The 19,223-nt window shown below is 33.8% G+C and carries 16 protein-coding genes and 1 tRNA gene; 1 reads left to right on the forward strand and 16 read right to left on the reverse strand.

Annotated elements, in window-relative coordinates:
• Positions 1 to 5 precede the first annotated feature (5 nt).
• The 11 genes from ACYQ39_RS05760 to ACYQ39_RS05810 form a co-directional block, all read right to left on the reverse strand.
• On the reverse strand, positions 6 to 467 hold the full coding sequence (locus ACYQ39_RS05760; RefSeq protein WP_459841073.1) for a C-GCAxxG-C-C family protein: 462 nt from the start codon (positions 465 to 467) through the stop codon (positions 6 to 8).
• Between the two features lie 248 nt (positions 468 to 715).
• Entirely contained in the window at positions 716 to 1,867 is a 1,152-nt protein-coding gene (gene grdD / locus ACYQ39_RS05765; RefSeq protein ID WP_459841075.1) for a glycine/sarcosine/betaine reductase complex component C subunit alpha, read from the reverse strand.
• Positions 1,868 to 1,888: 21 nt separating this feature from the next.
• Entirely contained in the window at positions 1,889 to 3,424 is a 1,536-nt protein-coding gene (gene grdC / locus ACYQ39_RS05770; RefSeq protein WP_459841077.1) for a glycine/sarcosine/betaine reductase complex component C subunit beta, read from the reverse strand.
• Between the two features lie 213 nt (positions 3,425 to 3,637).
• Positions 3,638 to 3,955, reverse strand: coding sequence for a thioredoxin TrxA (gene trxA / locus ACYQ39_RS05775; protein ID WP_459841079.1), 318 nt, complete (start codon positions 3,953 to 3,955; stop codon positions 3,638 to 3,640).
• A gap of 87 nt (positions 3,956 to 4,042) precedes the next feature.
• Positions 4,043 to 5,272 carry a thioredoxin-disulfide reductase gene (gene trxB / locus ACYQ39_RS05780; RefSeq protein WP_459841081.1) on the reverse strand — a complete coding sequence of 410 codons (1,230 nt, stop codon included), beginning with the start codon at positions 5,270 to 5,272 and terminating at the stop codon, positions 4,043 to 4,045.
• Between the two features lie 121 nt (positions 5,273 to 5,393).
• On the reverse strand, positions 5,394 to 6,983 hold the full coding sequence (locus ACYQ39_RS05785) for a glycine betaine uptake BCCT transporter (RefSeq protein ID WP_459841083.1): 1,590 nt from the start codon (positions 6,981 to 6,983) through the stop codon (positions 5,394 to 5,396).
• An 82-nt stretch (positions 6,984 to 7,065) separates the two neighbouring features.
• Complete coding sequence (gene grdH / locus ACYQ39_RS05790) at positions 7,066 to 8,379, reverse strand: betaine reductase selenoprotein B (protein ID WP_459841085.1); 1,314 nt, start codon at positions 8,377 to 8,379, stop codon at positions 7,066 to 7,068.
• Between the two features lie 18 nt (positions 8,380 to 8,397).
• Positions 8,398 to 9,732 (reverse strand): glycine/sarcosine/betaine reductase component B subunit, encoded by a 1,335-nt coding sequence (locus ACYQ39_RS05795; protein ID WP_459841087.1) that lies wholly within the window; start codon positions 9,730 to 9,732, stop codon positions 8,398 to 8,400.
• A gap of 238 nt (positions 9,733 to 9,970) precedes the next feature.
• Complete coding sequence (gene grdA / locus ACYQ39_RS05800; RefSeq protein ID WP_459841089.1) at positions 9,971 to 10,438, reverse strand: glycine/sarcosine/betaine reductase complex selenoprotein A; 468 nt, start codon at positions 10,436 to 10,438, stop codon at positions 9,971 to 9,973.
• A gap of 147 nt (positions 10,439 to 10,585) precedes the next feature.
• A complete protein-coding gene (locus tag ACYQ39_RS05805; RefSeq protein ID WP_459841091.1) occupies positions 10,586 to 11,335 on the reverse strand; it encodes a sulfite exporter TauE/SafE family protein in 750 nt (249 codons plus the stop codon).
• A 131-nt stretch (positions 11,336 to 11,466) separates the two neighbouring features.
• The gene (locus ACYQ39_RS05810; protein ID WP_459841093.1) at positions 11,467 to 11,889 is read right to left on the reverse strand and encodes a hypothetical protein; all 423 of its coding nucleotides are present in this window, start codon (positions 11,887 to 11,889) and stop codon (positions 11,467 to 11,469) included.
• Positions 11,890 to 12,347: 458 nt separating this feature from the next.
• Between ACYQ39_RS05810 and menA the strand changes: the two genes are divergently transcribed.
• Entirely contained in the window at positions 12,348 to 13,292 is a 945-nt protein-coding gene (gene menA, locus ACYQ39_RS05815; protein WP_459841095.1) for a 1,4-dihydroxy-2-naphthoate polyprenyltransferase, read from the forward strand.
• Between the two features lie 229 nt (positions 13,293 to 13,521).
• Here the strand turns inward: menA and ACYQ39_RS05820 are convergent.
• The 5 genes from ACYQ39_RS05820 to ACYQ39_RS05840 form a co-directional block, all read right to left on the reverse strand.
• Positions 13,522 to 13,610 (reverse strand) — tRNA-Leu (locus ACYQ39_RS05820).
• Positions 13,611 to 13,651: 41 nt separating this feature from the next.
• Positions 13,652 to 14,332, reverse strand: coding sequence for a GntR family transcriptional regulator (locus ACYQ39_RS05825; protein WP_459841097.1), 681 nt, complete (start codon positions 14,330 to 14,332; stop codon positions 13,652 to 13,654).
• A 162-nt stretch (positions 14,333 to 14,494) separates the two neighbouring features.
• A complete protein-coding gene (locus ACYQ39_RS05830) occupies positions 14,495 to 15,175 on the reverse strand; it encodes a hypothetical protein (protein WP_459841099.1) in 681 nt (226 codons plus the stop codon).
• A 306-nt stretch (positions 15,176 to 15,481) separates the two neighbouring features.
• Positions 15,482 to 17,137, reverse strand: a complete 1,656-nt coding sequence (locus ACYQ39_RS05835) for an ABC transporter substrate-binding protein (RefSeq protein WP_459841101.1) — start codon at positions 17,135 to 17,137, stop codon at positions 15,482 to 15,484.
• Positions 17,138 to 17,492: 355 nt separating this feature from the next.
• The gene (locus tag ACYQ39_RS05840; RefSeq protein ID WP_459841103.1) at positions 17,493 to 19,148 is read right to left on the reverse strand and encodes an ABC transporter substrate-binding protein; all 1,656 of its coding nucleotides are present in this window, start codon (positions 19,146 to 19,148) and stop codon (positions 17,493 to 17,495) included.
• Positions 19,149 to 19,223 lie beyond the last annotated feature (75 nt).

Below are 19,223 nucleotides of genomic sequence, written 5' to 3' on the forward strand. Positions count from 1 at the left end.
TTGGTCTACTTTAGTTGTCCATCCTCAATAAATCTTTCCATTACCCAAGCAGCTACTTCTCCTGTTATTTGGATACAATGATTAGCTCGCTCTTGGCTTTTAAAGTCAGCAAAATCTTTAGTAAGCACTCGACAACATGTAGAACCATACTCTTCTTTAATATAATCATGTAAGTCAGCATTGGCTGGAAAACATTCTGCTGGCATATCAGCTCCTGGTTCTGTCCGACCATATTTAAGTCCTAAAGCCATAACTCCACCACTAACTGCTCCACATAAACATTTAGACTTACCAATCCCCACTGGGAATCCAGAAGCTAACTTAACAATTTTTGCTGGTAACTCTTCATCTAACAGCTCATTAATTGTAGTTAAGACAGATTCAGAACAATAAAAGTCTCCTCTTCTAAAATAATCTTCTGCTCTTTCTCTTGCTTGTTGAATCAAATTTTCTTTTACTTTTTCCACAACATTAGATCCTCCTTAATAGTTTTAAATTTACTTGTAACATTACTAAAAAAAAGAATTTAACTTATATTAGTTACAAAACTATTAATGCTAACTAGAATTTAACACAATCATAATTATTTGTAAAGTGTTGTAGTCTGCTAGTTGAGCTCGTCTATTTAAGTTTCAGTTTATTGCTTTATTGAGGCTTTGATATAGCCGCCTCTCCACTAGATATAGATTTAGAAGCGGCCTTTTTAATTATTAAATTATGCTACAAATCCATTTTCCTTAAGAAGATCCATAGCTTCTTCTTTATCTTCACTAGCTACCATTATTACAGGCCCTGTACAGCCCATTCCACTTTCAGCATAAATATCTTTTTCCCATAGAGTCTGGACAGCATCATCTAAAGTTAAGATATCAATACCAGAGATTTCTTCATCTACTGTTTTAGATGGCGGAGCAGAAAACTCCTGGTTAGAAACAGTATTATTGCTTTCTAAATCATCAATGATTCCTTCTAAGCCTGCCTTATTTACAGCAGTAAACTCGTCTTTAGCAAGCTTAGTTATTTCTCCTTGAGCTACATCAGCAGCATATCTAATTGCTCCTGCAATTACTGGCGCACCTGAAGCTCGAGATACAATATTAATAACTTGATCATAGCCTTCACCTATTCCTGGACCATAGCCATAACCTAAAGCTTCATAGCTACCTCCAGTAGTAAAAGCAGAAAATACTTTCATAAGCAAGTTACCAGTCAAAGTATCAGTTACCATTACATCGGCTGAAGCCTGCAATAAGTCATTACCTCGCATGACACAGCCACCATCAGACCGAACTGTTTTAGCAAAACTAATATCATAACTATTTTCCTGTAACTCCTTGAGTGCTTGTTCTACTTGCCGTGCACCATCAACATTTAAGATTCCTACTGCTGGTTCTTTAATACCTAAAGACTTAGCAGCAATAATACCATGAATAGCATTCCGAATCATAGCAGTAATGCGATTAGTAGCTGAAGTACCAGTAGAAGTGGCCAACAACATCTCTCTTCCTTGCCCTGGAGTTACTACTCGACCTACTGTAGAGACACCAATTGGAAAATTAAAGTGGTTAGTTACACAAGCATCTAACTCTCCTGCTTGTAAAAATTCTTCCATTTTATTATGTGCTTCCTCTTCACAAGTTGTTTCATAGATTAGAGGTAGTTCAGTCTCAGCTTTAGGGCCAACTAACTGAACTTCAATATCTGAAGACTCTTTAGCTGCTAATTCAGCCCCTTTAATAACTTCCTTTATACCATGCTCACTACCTAAAGTAGTAATTCCTACTTTAGTCTTAGCCCCATACTCACCTGTTTCAAGAGCATCAGCTACTTGACTAAATATTTGTGCAACCTTCTGTTTAGAAGACATCATTTCACCTCCTATAATCATTTACTCATCTAATAAGTTATCTGCTAAGTTACGCATTGCTTCAGCTACAATACCTTTAATTTCATCTTTACTAACTCCTGTTTCATTAACTTTTTGACCTGTATTCTCTTCTATAATAAAAGATATCCCATCAAATAGATTGGTCATTCTACCTAAGAATAGACTACCTTTACCAATAATCATAGCTCGTTTAATCTTATCCTTTTCCATCAATTCTTGCGCATGCCCAATAAAGGGAACTCCAGATGGAATATGTCCCTGAGTAGGAGCAAAACCTGGCATACCATGCTGCTCTACAAAGTTCATTAAATCTTTTCTCTCTAAGTCTCCACGCTTAACTCCTAATGCAGCTATCATCTTATAGTTAGATGTAGGTACATCTCCAGCCCCTGCAGGTTCAGTAATCTCTGGATTCTGCATCTCTACAGAGTACTTATCCACATCAGTAATACTTAAACCTATCTCATCTAATGGATCAGTAACTAAAGAGGAGATTACTGCCTGAGGTGAAGAACCAGTATCTACTTTATGGCGTCCTACAGCATCAGTTCTTAAGATAGGACTTTCTCCATCATCTTGGCTGACTAAAACAGCAAAGCCACCTAAGCAGTCCTCTAAAACTGGCATATCTTTACCTACATGATCTTTCCCATTCATTCCTAATTTGGCAGTAGAACCACCTGCTACTACTACTACATTATCAAAAACACCTGATTTAACTAATCCAGCAGCATGAACTAATCCATGTGCCGGGCCAGCACAGAAACTTCGAGTATCTGAACCTGTTGCCTGACTACAACCAACTAGCTCAGCAATTGACTTAGCAAAGTTACCTCCACCACGTTGATTTACGTCACCACATGCTTCTTCTGATACTTCAATTACATAGTCAACTTCTTCTAAATCAATTCCTTCCTGCTTGCCTAAATGCAGCATAGATAATATCCCAGAGGCCTTAACTACTGTATTTTCTAACATAGTATGAGCAGACAGGTTTACATCTGTATCATGAGCTTGCTTAACACAACCTACTAATTGGTCATCTAAATAAAGTCCTTCAGCAGTATCTTCAGCTACTAAATCTGCTATCTCTTCCTTATCAGTACCATCAATCTGGGCCAAATAATCTTTAGTAATTAAATTATGGTCAGCCAACTTATCCTTTATTCGTCCTGCAAAATCAGTAGCTAATTTAACTAAATCGAAACTATCTGCTATCTTCATTAAACCATAAAACTCATCTTCAGGCATAATTTCGCCCCAATCACTGAAACGATTAGCCTCTGTAACTTGATTATCATACCAAGGTCTCTCTATATCGTCTAAATCTTTTACTGACATATTTCCAATATAAGATTGATTTGGGCCATAACTTACTACCTCTTCATAACTTCTTAAAAATTCAGGTAATTGCTTTAAGTATTCACTATTAGGATTCTGAGCCCTCTCTGATGTTTGTGTAGATCCATGTTTTAATAAAGTATTAGTAGCATGCGCTAGTACATAACTACTCCCCTTCAGAACTGCTTCATTCATATTTGACACCTCCGCTATTTTATTAATTGACAATTAACAATGTACAATTTACAGTTAAAATCATAAAATAAAACCTTTTTAACCCAATAGTATATAAGGCATTATAGAGATTTTGACTTTAGTTTTGAATTTAATTGTAAACCGTACACTGTAAACTAAGTAAGCAACCCCACCCTATTCTATGAGTGAAGTTGCTCTTTATCTTGTTAGCCACTAAATATGATTCTTAATCTCTTCTTCAATCTCTTCAGCTGTTAAATCATCGCCACTTAAGTGTTCTATCTTTTCTCCATCAACATAAAAGACCATAGATGGTAGTCCCATAACCTGTTGGCCCATGGCTAAACGTCGATTCCCTTTAATATTTAATTTACAGAACTTCATGTCATCTCCATACTCTGCAGCTAACTCCTCAACTTTAGGCATTAACTCCATACACCGGTCACAACCTTCACCCCAATAATCAACCATAACTGACCCTTCTACTTCTAATACTTCCTCTTCATAATTCTTCTTATCAACTTCAATCATCACTTTCAACTCCTTTCAATTATTTATAAGTTTTAGTATGAGTATTAAATACCAACTTCCATTAGTCATACTTATTAAGACTATAATCTATATAGCTTCTTCAATCTCAGGCTCCACAAGTTGCTCTACTTCACTCTCTGTAGGTTGGATAAGTTTCTCTAGAACTTCACCATCTCTTAACTTAATTAAAGTTGGAATCTCAGTTACATCATAGCGATTAGAGATTCGTCTATTCTTATAGGTATCTATCTTAACCAACTTAATTCCTTTATCCTCTAGATCGAGATTCTCTAACTTATTAGTCATTTCCATACTGAGTTCATTTGTTGGACTCCAAAAGGCAACCAAGACATCTTTATCAGTTTCAATTACATTTTCTTGCCAATATTCTTCTTCTTCAATATATGACCCTGCAGCAGCAGCAGTTGTGGCACCATCAGCAGCAGCAGTTATAACCTGGCGTAAATATTTCTCTCTTACATCACCAGCAGCATAAACTCCTGGCTGACTTGTTTCTAATTTATCATCAGTCTTAATGTAGCCATTATCTGTCATATCTACTATACCCTCTAAAAAATCAGTTCGAGGTACTCGACCAATAAAGATAAAGATACCATCACAAGAGAAATCAGTCGTATCTCCTGTCTTGATATTCTTTAGTACAGCTGTATCAACTAGGCCATCCCCCTTAACTTCTTCTAAAGTAGAATTCCAGATGAATTCAATTTTATCATTGGCATAAGCTCGTTCTTGGTAGATCTTATCAGCATCCATAGTTCCCTCTTCATGGATAACAACAACATTTACTTTACTAGCAAACTTAGTCAAGTAAAGTGCTTCTTCTATAGCTGAGTTACCATTTCCAACTACTACAACTTCTAAGTCAACAAAGAAGTCAGCATCACAGGTTGCACAGTAAGAGACACCTTTGCCTTTAAATTCATCTTCACCTGCAACTCCTAATCTTCTTGGTTCAGCTCCAGTAGAGACTATCACACTTTTAGCCTTATACTCGGCACCATCTTTAGTCTTTATAGTCTTGATAAAGCCATCTACTTCAACCTCTTTAACTTCCTCTTGTTCAATTTTAGTACCAAATTTCTCAGCATGTACTCTAAAGTTATCCATTAGTCCTGGAGCATTAGTTTCAGGTACACCTGGATAATTCTCCATCTCTTCATAAGTAGAAACTTGGCCACCTACTTTGCTATTTGCTTCTAATAATAAAGTATCTAGTTTAGATCGAGAAGCATATAATCCAGCTGCTAATCCAGATGGGCCCCCACCAATTATTGCCACGTCATACTGCTTACTCATTGGACAACCCCCTCATATCATTTTATAATCACGATAAAAATATAATCATGATTATTATAAAACTAAAAAAGAATTTTATTTTATCCCCCCACTATAGAAAGTGGGAGGACTAATTATTAATCTAACCCATTTGAACTTCTGCTCTAGCTTCAGCTTCCGCCTGTTCTTTCTTATCTAAATCTTCTAGCTCTCCGTCTATAATAGCACGATCATGTTTAAATGCTTTGAGCATAGAAACCATACCAAATAACATTACAAAGGCAAATGGAAATGCCGTAGCAATGGAAATGGTCTGTAACATCTTCAGTCCACCAGCTAACATTAAGGCTAATGCTAGACCAGACTGAACAAAGCCCCAAGTTACTCTTCGTTTAACTGTTGGATTTAAATCACCATTAGAAGACATTGTTCCTAGTACAAAAGTAGCTGAATCTGCTGATGTAACAAAGAATGTTGATAATAATACTACAGCAATAAAGGAGACAAGACCTCCCAGTGGATAATTCTGCATTACTGCAAAGAAGGCAGTAGAAGTAGTCTTAATTGCTTCTTGGGCTACTCCTAAACCAGTCTCCATGCCCAAAGTACCAAAGATAGTAAACCAGACAAAGGAAGCTAGAGTAGGTGCAAATAAAACTCCACCTATAAATTCTCTAATCGTTCTCCCTCTAGAGATTCGAGCAATAAAAGTGGAAACAAATGGAGCCCAAGCAATCCACCAAGCCCAATAAAAGATAGTCCAAGCACCATACCAAGAATTTTTTGTAATCCTTAAACTATCTCTTACTAAAGAGCTAAAATACATTCCTAAGCCATTAGTTAAATTATTCATAATTACTACTGTTGGCCCTAAAATCAACCCTAATATCATTAGGACTCCACATAAAGTCACATTAACATTTGATAAGATCTTAATTCCTTTATCTAGACCAGAGATTGCAGAGATCATAAATAAACAAGTTACAACAGTAATCACAATGATTCTGACTAAATCAGTCTGGGGAATTCCAAATAAAAAGTTAAAGCCACTTGTCATCTGTAAAGTTGCTAAGCCTAAAGAAGTTGCAACTCCACCTACTGTAGCAAAGATAGCTAGAATATCAATAAATTTACCTATAGATCCTCTAGCTTTCTCTTCCCCAATTAGAGGAATAAAGATACTACTTATTAAACCTGGCTTATCTCTTCTAAACTGCATATAAGCTAAAGCTAAAGCCAGTACAGAATAGTTGGCCCAAGGGTGTAGTCCCCAGTGAAAAAAAGACTTTTTAAGTGCAAAATCAACTGCAGCAGTTGAACCACCTTCAGCACCTAAAGGATTTACAAAGTGATTTAATGGTTCAGCTACTCCCCAAAATACTAATCCAACTCCCATACCAGCACTAAATAACATTGCAAACCAAGATATAGTACTATATTCTGCTTCTTCATCAGGCTTACCAAGTTTAATTTTTCCATACTTACTAAAAGCAAGCCAAATTGAAAAGACTACAAAAGTGGACATTGTTATTAGATAGAACCAACCAAAATTACTAACTAAAAAGTTGAATATACCATTTCCAACACTTTCAAATTGTTCTGGTAGGAAAAGCCCCCAGGCAACTACAACAAAAGTAATCATTAAAGAAATATAAAATACTTTATTTGATTTATGCTGTAACTTCTCAGTATTACTTTCTCTCATATCTGAAGTAGTTTCTTTAGTTTCCATCTTATACCTCCTGGTCCTCTTTTAAATTGAAATACTCCTACCCCACTACCATTTTTTGATAGAGGGGTAAGTTTAAAAAGAGTTAAACACTAAATACTGTCTGTTCCTCAATATCTGTTTCTAAAGCATCTAAGGCAACTCCTACCCTATAATAACGTAACTTCCACTGCTCTTCTTCAGAATCAGCAGGATTTCCTAATGGATAAGGAATGGATACAGTAGGCACCATTCTATTTGCTCCTACAGTTCTAGCTACAGGAATCAAATTAGCCATCTGAACAACATTAATACCAGTTCTTTCAATTTCTTTTGTCATCGTTGCACCGCAACGAGTACATGTTCCTCATGTAGATGTTAATACAACTGCCTGAACGCCATCCTCCTGTAGGTCTTTTGCTATTTCTTGGCCCATTCTAGCAGCTTCAGCTTCTGTCGTACCAGTTCCTACAGTAGCATAGAAATAATCATGTAATTCCTTAATTCTACCTTCTTTTTCATATTGACGCATAGCATCAACTGGGACCACTCTATCAGGGTCAGCATCAGCTGCTGCTGGATCATATCCCGCATGAATAGTTCTAAACCCATCTTCTTCTCTATTATATAATTTATCTAAATCAGAGATATCATATCTACCCCATCTAGTAGCAGAAGCAGATTGAATATTATCAGGGTTATCTACAGGAACAATACCACCAGAAGTTACAAGAGCCACCTTTGATTCACTTAAATCAATTGGATCAGCAATTTCTACTCTATCCATATCAGGCATAGGTAACTCAGACTTAAACTCGTTATCATTGATCTTCTTAAGTAACATATCAATTGCTCGATCAGCTGCTGGATTTTCATCTTCTAACCAAACTTGATGTCTCTTTCCTCGAATAAAGTATCCTTCCTCTTCAGCTGAACCTAACTCTTCATCATTTAAGATTTTATTACCATAGTCAGCCATATCTTTCATATCATCTCTCATTTTAGCTGCACTTTGTCCACCTGGGAAAATAATCATATCTTTTTTATACATATCAACACCAGGGTTTTCATCATTCATAGATGTAATCACAGGTACTCCAAATTCTTCTTTAACTGCTTTACAAATAGCACCACAGGCATTACCATACCTACCTGCCTGAAAAGCCGGCCCAGCAAAGAAGATATCAAATTCTTCACCCTTTAAAAACTTTAAAATTCTCTCAATAGCCTTTTCTTCATTAGAGCCCATATAATTATCGCCACAAACAATAGTGTTTGTAACTTCAGCATTATCAAGTAACTGATCTAATAACATAGCCGGGCCAACTTTACCTTCTTCTAATGTTGGTTCATAATCGGCTTGATCTTCACCACCAATCTGCCCAAAAAACTGATTCAAGTATAAAATCGCCTTCTTCATATCTTTTGCACCCCCTTATTAAAATTCTTTCATTGTCTTAGGTGACCAGCCAAGCACCTGGTCGCCACAGAACATTGAGTTATTCTCCATAATAATCGAACCATCTTCTTTAACTGATGATCCTAATTCATCATCATCAGCCCAACCACCTGATAATCCATCACGAGCTAAAGCCTCTAACTCTCCAATTACTGTCTCCATCGGTGGTAGTTCAATTAAAGAAGAAACATTTCCACAAGAAACAATAGCATCCGCAGCTTCATCTAAAGTTACAAGTGGTTGAGATTCTCCATCTCTACCAGTACATTCATTAGTCATTCCTACCGTCTTTACTCCAGCATCTTCTAATGCCTTAAAGCAAGCAATAAAGTCCGCATCTGGATTACCATAACCCTCTTCTGCTAAAATAGCTGCATCTGCACCTAAAGATTTAGCTATTTGCTGTACAAATAATACTGATCTCTCTTTCTCTTCTAAATTAACATTTAAGTTAGACATCACTACTCCTAAAAAATTAATTGTTTCACCATGTTCTTGATATAAATTCTTAATTGTAGGACAGTTCTGAAAATCATAAGTTGACCACTTAGAAGAGCAAGGCATAAAACTACCAGAAATCATAGCTCCATCTAGAATTTCATTAGGATGCATTAAAGTTGGTACCACATGATTCATATCCCAACCATAGACCAAATCATTATAGCCTATCTCTTCCATCTGGGATTGGGCCTGCATGACATAAATAACTGATGGTAAATCATTCACTTCAGCAGAACGTTTAGTAATTGGTTCTAATTCAAATTCTTCTATCTCTTCTTCAGCTGGTTCTTGTTCTACTAAAGCTTTAGTAGCTAAATATTTAGCCAATCTATGTCCAGCCCACCTTAAGGCATGATTCTTTTTCTGTTGCTCATGACGTTCAAATTCTTCATCTGTATCTGCTACTAAACAAATATTGACTAACTGGGAAAAATAAGTGTAGTTGGCCCCTTCACCACTCATATCAATTAATCCATCACCAAAACTACCCCAATGTTTACCTACAGCTAATACACTACAACCTTTCAAAGCCAAAGTTTCCCCTTCACCAACAGCTTCTACATCATCTATTACTCCAGGAAAGACTGCTCCTCCATCGACTTTACATCGTGGCTCAATTGCTTCTTTAACAGGAAGAATCCGTTTATCTTCACCTGGTCTAGCAATCTTTATATCTACTTCAGTAATATGATCATCTTCTTTAACTACTTCTAGAGCCTCATCTTTATTAATAACTAACATTCCATCTTGGTAAGATGTTTTATCTCCAAAAGTAACATCTTCAACATTAAAATTACCTATCTTTAAACGCACTAGTACTACACCCCTTTCTATTCTAACTCATAATCTTTTTAAACACTTACAACTATTTTTAATCTTCTGACTATTTATTTTTTGTAATAATGTAAATAATCTATACTAATATAATCAGATTAGATTCAATACTAGAGCCAGGTTAGTATGACTCTAGTATTGTGAAATTTAGCACAAATTAAATAAATTTATTTTTAGTCCTTAGGGTAGCAAACATAAGCCACCCGCAGTGGACTAATTAATTAAACTTACAATATTTACCTCTATATAAGGCAACTTCATCAACAATATCTTCTACTTCCAATACCATTTCCATCATACTTATTTGCTCTTCATATACATCATCATCAATCTCATCCTTAACTTCTGGTTCTAAAACGTGATAAACTCTGAGTCCTAACTGGACTCCTGCTAATGGACCTGCAAATGTTGGATCGCCATTAGTAACTGTTTCAGCAGCTAAGCCAGAAGCTTCTGCCTCTGCTCCACCTAAAACAACTACTACATTTTCTTCACCATATTCTTCAGCGATCTCTTTAACTCTCTTTTGATTTTCCAGATCCATAGCGCCTGCAGCCGTTCACACAAAACATTCTGTAGAACTGAAGACTACTTCAGCGCCTGTAGTTTCAACACACTCTTGAATAGCAGGACCTGGAATGCCATCACGATCACCAATGATCACTACCTTCTTATCTTTTAACATAGTTGCACCTCCAGTTCAATTATTTGTAATATCTTTCACTATTTATATTACCATAATCATGATTATTTGGCAACCATGTTTATTTAAAAATGTAATTTTCTTTTAATTAATAACGTGATTAAGTAAGATTTATACTAAATATCATATTCAATGTCCTAGTAGTAGTTTTATAGCCATAATTAACAATACTACTACCAATATCCTACGAATCCATTCATCTCCTTTTTCTATAGCAAAATTACTTCCTAAATATGCTCCTAAGCTATTTCCAACCGCTAAAATTAATCCTAATAGCCAATTTATCTTTCCATTAATTATAAATATAGCTAAAGAAGATATAGTATAAAGGGCTATTACAAATACTTTGATACTATTAATTTTAACTAAAGAAAAACCTGTAATTAAAGATAAAGTAACAATAAATATAAATCCAACTCCAGCTTGAATAAAACCACCATATAATCCAACTAAAAAGGAAGCTATCATTGCCATTAATTGACGACTTAGACTTAATTTTTCTACCTTCTCTCCTATATCCTTAGTTGGATCATAAATAATCAATCCTAAAACTACAACCATTATCCCAGCTAAAATATTATTAAATACTTCTTCAGATAGATTTACAGCTAAATTAGAACCTATAATTGAACCTATTACTGCTGGAATACCTAATTTAAAACTAAATTTTAGATCAAAAAAACCTTGTCGACGAAAGTTAGTAACTGCTACAATATTCTGAACTAAAACTGCAATTCTATTAGTCCCATTGGCTACTGCCGAAGGCAAACCTAAGAAAATTAAAGTTGAGACAGCAATTAGAGATCCTCCACCGGCTAGAGTATTAATAAAACCTGCTACTGTACCAGCAAATAAAATTAAAAATACTTTAATAACCATTAAATCTCTCCTTTATATTAGTCTTCTTCTATTCTATACTAATTGGCTAATTACTATTTTATAACTTAATTTTAATTATATAAAAATGATAAAATAAAACCTCGCAGCTAAAATAGCTCCGAGGTGAAAAATTATTCTTCTTCAGTTTGGTTTTGCATCTTTTCTGTTAATTGTTTCTCAGAAGCTTCAATTATATCTTTTAATCCACTTCGACCAATAGCTTGATCTTCAGTTTCAGCAGCTGGCGATCCTACCACCACTTGATCACTAAATCTACCTACTTGCTCAGCAACATCGGCCTTAAAACTTGTCCAGTGGCCTGTCTCTATTTCAGTTTCAGGAAAGTTAAAACCTTCTCCTTTTTCTTGCAAGCTGATAAAATCTTCTTCATGTTCTTCTTTAGGAGTTACTTCGTTCATAAGTCCTTCATTATTTGCTCCTCGATTTATTTCATCTTTAACATTTACTAAGTTATCACTTTCTTCCTCTAGTTCATCCCGTTCAGGAATATAGTTTTCTTCATCAACTTCACTTCTAACATCCTCTTCTTCCATCTTAACTACCACCTCCTTAAGGTTAGTTTGTAATTAACTACTAAAATAAATGCTAGGACTTTTTGTTAATTCATAGTTAAGCCGCTTAACCTAAAAAGATTAAACGGCTTATAATTTCTTTAAATTAATATTCTCCTCCCATACCAAAGTCGCCACCTAAGAGTAATAAAATAAGAAGTAAAAAGATTAACATCATATTATCATCATAACCATACTCACCCATTATGTATCCCTCCTTTTTAAGTTCACTATATAATATACATGAGGGCTCAAATTGTTAATGTTAGTTTATGCCATCTGGATGAGATTTAAGAATTAATTCTTCAGCTACTATGAAGAATTCCATAAATAAACCCTTTTTTTATTAATGAATGCATAGCAAAAACTTATCTGAACAGAAGGAAACAAATAAATCATGTCGAAATTAAAAAAGAGATATAAAAAATAGGAGGGAAAGTATGTCTATCAGTAGCTTTCTAAAATTAGTAGAGATCCAAACTAAAGTAGCCAGCATAATTCCTTTTTCTTTAGGGACATTATATACCTTATATCATTTTAATAAATTCAACTTAAAAAATTTTATTTTTATGTTAGTATCTCTATTGGCAATTGATATGGCTACTACAGCCATCAATAATTACTATGACTACAAAAATGCAATTAAGCAACATGGCTATAATTATGAAAGTCATAACTCTATTGTTAAGAATGATTTAGAAGAGAGTACAGTTAAAACTATTATATTCGTTTTATTAACAATTGCATCTTTATTTGGAATTATCTTAGTTTTTAATACTAACTTTGTGGTTCTAGTTCTAGGGACTATTTCATTTTTAGTAGGAATTCTTTATTCTTTTGGCCCAGTTCCTATCTCTCGTACACCACTAGGCGAAATTTTTTCTGGATTATTTATGGGCTTATTAATAACTTTTATCTCAATCTATATTCACGTCTTTGATCAAAATATCATCACTTCAACCTATAAAAATGGATTAATAAGTATTAGTCTGAACCCTATTGAGTTGATCTATGTTTTTCTAATTTCCATCCCATTAATAATTGGTATTGCTAATATTATGCTTGCTAATAATATCTGTGATATTAAAGATGATATAGAAAATAATCGCTATACATTACCAATCTATATTGGTAAAAATAAAGCGCTACAACTATTCAGACTACTATATTATCTTGCTTACCTTGATATAATTATTTTATTAGCTTTAAGAGTGTTACCACTTGTTTGCTCAATTACATTATTGACATTTATTCCTGTAAAGAAAAATATTATATTATTCTTTAAAAAACAGACTAAAAAAAAGACCTTTGTATTATCTGTAAAAAACTTTGTCCTAATAAATATAGTACAAATATTAGCATTAGGATTAAAGCTATTCATTTAAAATATTATATGCCCTAATATTTATAAAGATATTTCAAAAACAAAAACATACTCCTGATGATGGAGTATGTTTGTCAACATTATCTATAGAATTTTTAGTCGACGACCAGTAGCTCAACTGACGCCTAAAAATATACAGTTATTCAATATTAAGCAAACACCTTGCTATTCAAAACTTTGCTCAGTTTTTATGTGATAATACAAGGAACTCAATTATTAACTAAAATTATTGGTGCCGAGAGTGGGACTTGAACCCACACAGACAAAGATGTCTATAGCGCCCTCAACGCTACGCGTCTGCCAATTCCGCCACCTCGGCATTCAATTAATATTATATCAAATTACTTATAAAAGTCAAGATTAAACAACCAGCTCACCTGGTAATATCAATTGTACACTCTCAGCATCAAAATAATAATTTTCAATACCTATTGGTAACTTATCGATAAAGATTATACGCTGGCTCTTAAAGATAGAACTATCAGAATCAAGATCAAGCTGACATTTCAAGAAACTATTTGCTTGCTCTACCTGAATTACATTATTTCTAAATTTCAAATTATTAACTCCCTTATTACCAAATAACTCATATAATGAATCTAAATCACAAATTCTATCTTGATTAATATCAGAACTTAAATAAGTAATAATCTCCTGTAAGCCATAGGCTCTATCATCAATCATTCTGGTCTGCACTATCTTATATAACTCTTCTTCTGGCTTAGTCTGTACTAATTCTTCAAATTCAAAATCATCGATTTGTTGTAACTTGATATCACTAGCTTCTACTTCACCTTCTTCTCTTAACAGCTGAACAGTTGCTTTCTGCAGATCATCATGCTTACCAGCTAATCGATCTTCCATATTCCGAGCATATTTTTCTCGTAATTCCATTAAAGAAATATTTGCTTCAGATAAAATTGTCCTAACATATCTAGGAGTTGTCTCTACACGTTCAGCAATATCACTAATCTTTAAGAAAGGATCATGTCTAGCAAAATTAATAATCTGTTCTTTTTTGGTTAATTCTTCTACTTTCATCACTATCACCTCTTAAATTTTTGTCACTATCTATTATCCCTAACTCATGCCATTTTATACGCCAAAAAATAAAAAAACAGCCAGTAAATACTGACTGTTTTAAAATGACTACTATTAATAGAATAATTGACAAACATAAGTGATTAAATAACTAAAAAATATCTAATTATTAGGAATTAACTTAAAACCATTCTCTCTACTCTCTCCTTCTAATACTAATTGTAATTTATCAGCATTACAATAAACTATATCTACACCAGACATCTCATTATCAATAACAATTTCCTTCTTTAAAATCAATAATGGATATCCTTTTGACACACCTAATAAATCAGATAGACTTTGAGAAGCCTTACTAATACTAAATTCAGTTGGACGGAATTCCACATCATCTCTAATTTGAAATTGAAATAAACTCCCTTGAGAATTTTTAGTTGTTAGTAATCTAGTATTTAATAAGCTAGGTTGATTATCATATTGAAATAGCATTGTTTTAGCTAACTGATAATCCGAACTATTCTTAAGGTAGTTATAATTATCATCTATTAAAGCTTCATCAAGCTCTAACTCTAATGTTAGATCATCTAACTCTTCTATATTCAATAACTCCTTTAAGAAGAATTTCTCCTTATCTAATCTACGTTTATTTTCAGCATACTCTTTTCTCAACTTAGTCAATGACAAATTAGCTTCTGAAAGAACTGTCCTTACATAATGGGAACTCGTCTCTGCTAGCTCAGCTATTCTCTCTACTTTTAAAAAAGGATCTCTTTTAGCCAAATAGATTACTCGCTCCTTTTTAGTCCAGTTATACAAAGTAAACTTATCTGCTCTAATACTCATCTTTTCCCCCTCCAAAAAATAATACTCTAAACTGATAGAGTTTAGAGTAGTAGATAAAACAAGGAAGATATAGTTAACCTATAGCATAAATATATAAAAGATTGGTTCCTTGTAAAATATTCTACTCTCCTACTCTACTTCTATGTCTTATTCTGATCAAACCATTTCTACTATTCTACTCATTTTATAATTATACTATTTATTTAATAATTATAAAACGACTCTTACATATTGTCAAGATTTTTTAGTTCCTGATACTAAAAAACAGTCGACTTAGTTTCAGCCGACTGCTTTAAAAAATTAATTCTACTGATGATTTGGTTCCAACCAAACATTTGTTAACTCTAATGGAGTTTGAGCTGTAAACTCATAATTATGAACAAATGGTTGAACCAAATTAGGTGTAGTATAATAATAGACTGGAACCCAAGGTGCATCAGCCATAATCTGCTTTTCTATCTTTTGATATAACTTAAGTCTCTCTTGTCCTGGTTTCATACCCCGAGCCTTATCTAACATTTTATCAATTTCTGGATTTTTATAAAATGCTCCATTTCCACCTGGGCCAACATTATCAGAGTGGAATAATGTATATAAGAAGTTATCTGGATCTGGGTAATCAGCAATCCAAGCTAATCTAAAGATTTGAGTATCTCCATTATCTACCTTCTGGATATAAGTTCCCCAATCCATATTGGTTAACTTAACATCTACTCCTACCTTCTTTAAGTTACTCTGTACTGCTTCTGCAATTCTCTGGTGACCTTTACTTGTATTATAAACTAATTCATATTCTCCAGGTAGACCTTCTGGATAACCAGCTTCTTTTAACAACTGTTTAGCCTTTTCAATATCATATGAATAACCTTTTAACTCTGGATTGTAACCAGGCATTCCTGGTGGTAAAATTCCTTTAGCCGGTTTTACAAGTCCATTCTTAAGCACTTGAGCAATAACTTGCTTATTAACAGCATAATTAATAGCTTTTCTAACTTTCTTATTAGTAAATGGTTCCTTTTGAGTATTGAAACCAAAGTAATAAGTTCCTAATCTAGGTACTTTAGAGAAATCATCAGAGAATTCTCCATTAGCTTTCATTACTCTCTTCATCTGTCCATCTGGAATATCTGAATCCATCTGATAAATACTTCCCTGCTCATAACTAGCAAAAGCAGAAGTACCTTCAGTAATCACATTATAGACAACTTTATCTAAATAAGGACGGCCATCTGCATAATAATCAGCATTCTTTTCTAAAACAACTTTACTATCATGTTTCCAATCAGCAAACTTAAATGGTCCCGTACCTACTGGATGTTGAGCAAACTGTTCACCATGCTTTTGAATAGTTTCTTTTGGAACAATAGAAGCATTCTCCATTGCTAACACCGATAGGAATGGAGTAAATGGCTCTGCTAACTCAATCTGTACTTTATAATCATTAAGTGCTTTAAAACCAGATACTTTATCAGCTTCACCTTCTTGAAAAGCTGTAGCTCCTTTAACTGAATCAAATAACCAAGCACGTTCAGACTTAGTTTCTGGATCTAATATTCTAGTAAAAGAGTAAACTACATCGCTAGCTTTTACTTCTCGACCATTATGAAACTTAACTCCTTCTTTTAAATCAAAAGTCCAAGTTAATCCATCTTCACTTACTTTCCAATCCTTTGCAATTGCTGGTACTACTTTTAAATTCTTATCATACTGTACTAATCCATCAAAAATATTTCTGATTACTCGACTTGATGTAGTATCAGTTGAGTGAGCTGGATCTAATGTCGGAGGATCAGACCTTAATCTTCCTTGGAAAGCACCTCCATACTTCTCTTTCTCAGCTACTTTCTTAGTTTCTTGTTTCTCCTGTTTAGCATCTTGATTAGTTTGATTACCTCCACAACCAACTGCTGCAAATAGAACTAATCCTAAAACTAACAATAAACTAATTCTCTTCTTCCACATACTTACTTCTACCTCCTCAAGTTTATTGAATAACTAAAATTATTAACTTATATTCACACACAAACATAAGTCAGTTATCAAAAAAATAAAAAAGACTCTAACCTAGTAGAGTTTAGAGCTGTAAGATAGTAAGGATATTCTTAATTAGGTATAGATATCCCCTACTTCTCCTTACTTTATATTCTTCTCTACTACTAAATTATTTATCTTCTCTTATTATACGCTATTCTTAGTTTTTTAATTATCTATATACTACAAAAAAAGTATATTACAATTCAAAAGATTTGTCAAGGAGCTTATAGACATAAAAAGCAGCCGACTAAAGATAGTCAACTGCTTAGAAAATATAATGATTTTATTGCTGACTTGGATTTAACCAAACATTTGTCAATGCTAATGGAGCCTGCCCTGTCATTACATAATTATGAACAAATGGTTTAGTTAGAACAGGTGTAGCATAATAATATACTGGGATCCATGGTGCATCATTTACAATTTGCTCTTCTATCTTCTGATATAACTTAATTCTTTCTTGCCCTGGTTCCATCTGTTGAGCTTTATTTAACATTTTATCAACTTTTTTACTCTCATAAAAGACATAGTTACCACCAGTTCCTAAGTTATCAGAATGGAATAATACATGCAAGAAGTTATCTGGATCTGGATAGTCTGCTAACCAAGACATTCGGAACATTTGAGTATTTCCATTATCCACCTTTTGAATATAAGTACCCCAATCGACATTAACTAGCTTAACATCAACACCAATCTTCTTGAAACTAGCTTGAACTGCCTCAGCAATTCTCTGGTGCCCTTTACCAGTATTATAAGATAACTCATATTCACCAGGTAATCCATTTGGAAAACCTGCTTCTTTTAGCAACTGCTTGGCTTTTTCTAAATTATAATCATATCCTTTTAAATCTGGATTATAACCAGGCATTCCTGGTGGTAAGATTCCTTTAGCAGGCTTTACTAATCCATTCTTAAGTACACTAGCAATTACTTTTCTGTTAACAGCATAATTAAGAGCTTGTCTCACTTTCTTCTTATTAAATGGTTTCTTCTTCATATTAAAACCAAAATAATAAGTTCCTAATCTTGATACTGTATTAAATTCATCGGCAAATTCTCCTGTAGAATCCATAACCCTCTTCATCTGGCCATCTGGAATATCTGAATCCATCTGATAGATATTTCCTTGTTCATATTCAGCAAAAGCAGAAGTACCCTCTGTAATTACTCGATAAACTACTCTATCTAAATAAGGTCTACCTTCTTCATAATAGTCTTTATTTTTCTTTAATACTATCTTACTATCGTGTTTCCATTTTACAAATTCAAATGGTCCAGCACCGACTGGATTCTGACTAAAGTCACCATTAGACTTATTAATTGCCTCTTTAGAAACAATAGCTGCATTCTCCATTGCTAATACAGATAAGAATGGAGTAAATGGTTGAGATAATTTGATCTGTACCTTGTAATCATTAAGTGCCTTAAAAGCAGATACTTTATCAGCTTTACCTTCTTGAAAGGCTTGAGCCCCTACAACTCGATCAAATAACCAAGCTCTTTCCGACTTAGTTTCTGGATTTAATATTCTAGTAAAAGAATAAATAACATCATCGGCAGTTATCTTGTTGCCATTATGGAATTTAGCATTCTTCCTTAAAGTAAAAGTCCAAGTTAATCCATCTTCACTTACTTTCCAATCCTTTGCAATTGCTGGTACTACTTCTAAGTCTTTATTAAACTTAACTAGTCCATCAAAGATGTTATTAATAATTAAACTAGAAGTACTATCAGTAGAATGAGCTGGGTCAAGTGTTGGTGGGTCAGATGGAGCACGACCATAATAAGTTCCACCATACTTCTCCTCTTCTGTTATCTGTTGCTGTTGTTTTTGATCTGTCTTAAGCTCTTCTCCAGCTTGATTACCACCACAACCAACTGCTGCAAATAAAACTACAGTTAAAATCATTAATAAACTGACTATCTTTTTTAACATTTTATCTCCTCCTTTAGACTTATATGTAAAGCAATATTATAATAAATTAAAGTTTATCTACTACTATATACTTGA

Source organism: Halanaerocella petrolearia (assembly GCF_054657875.1).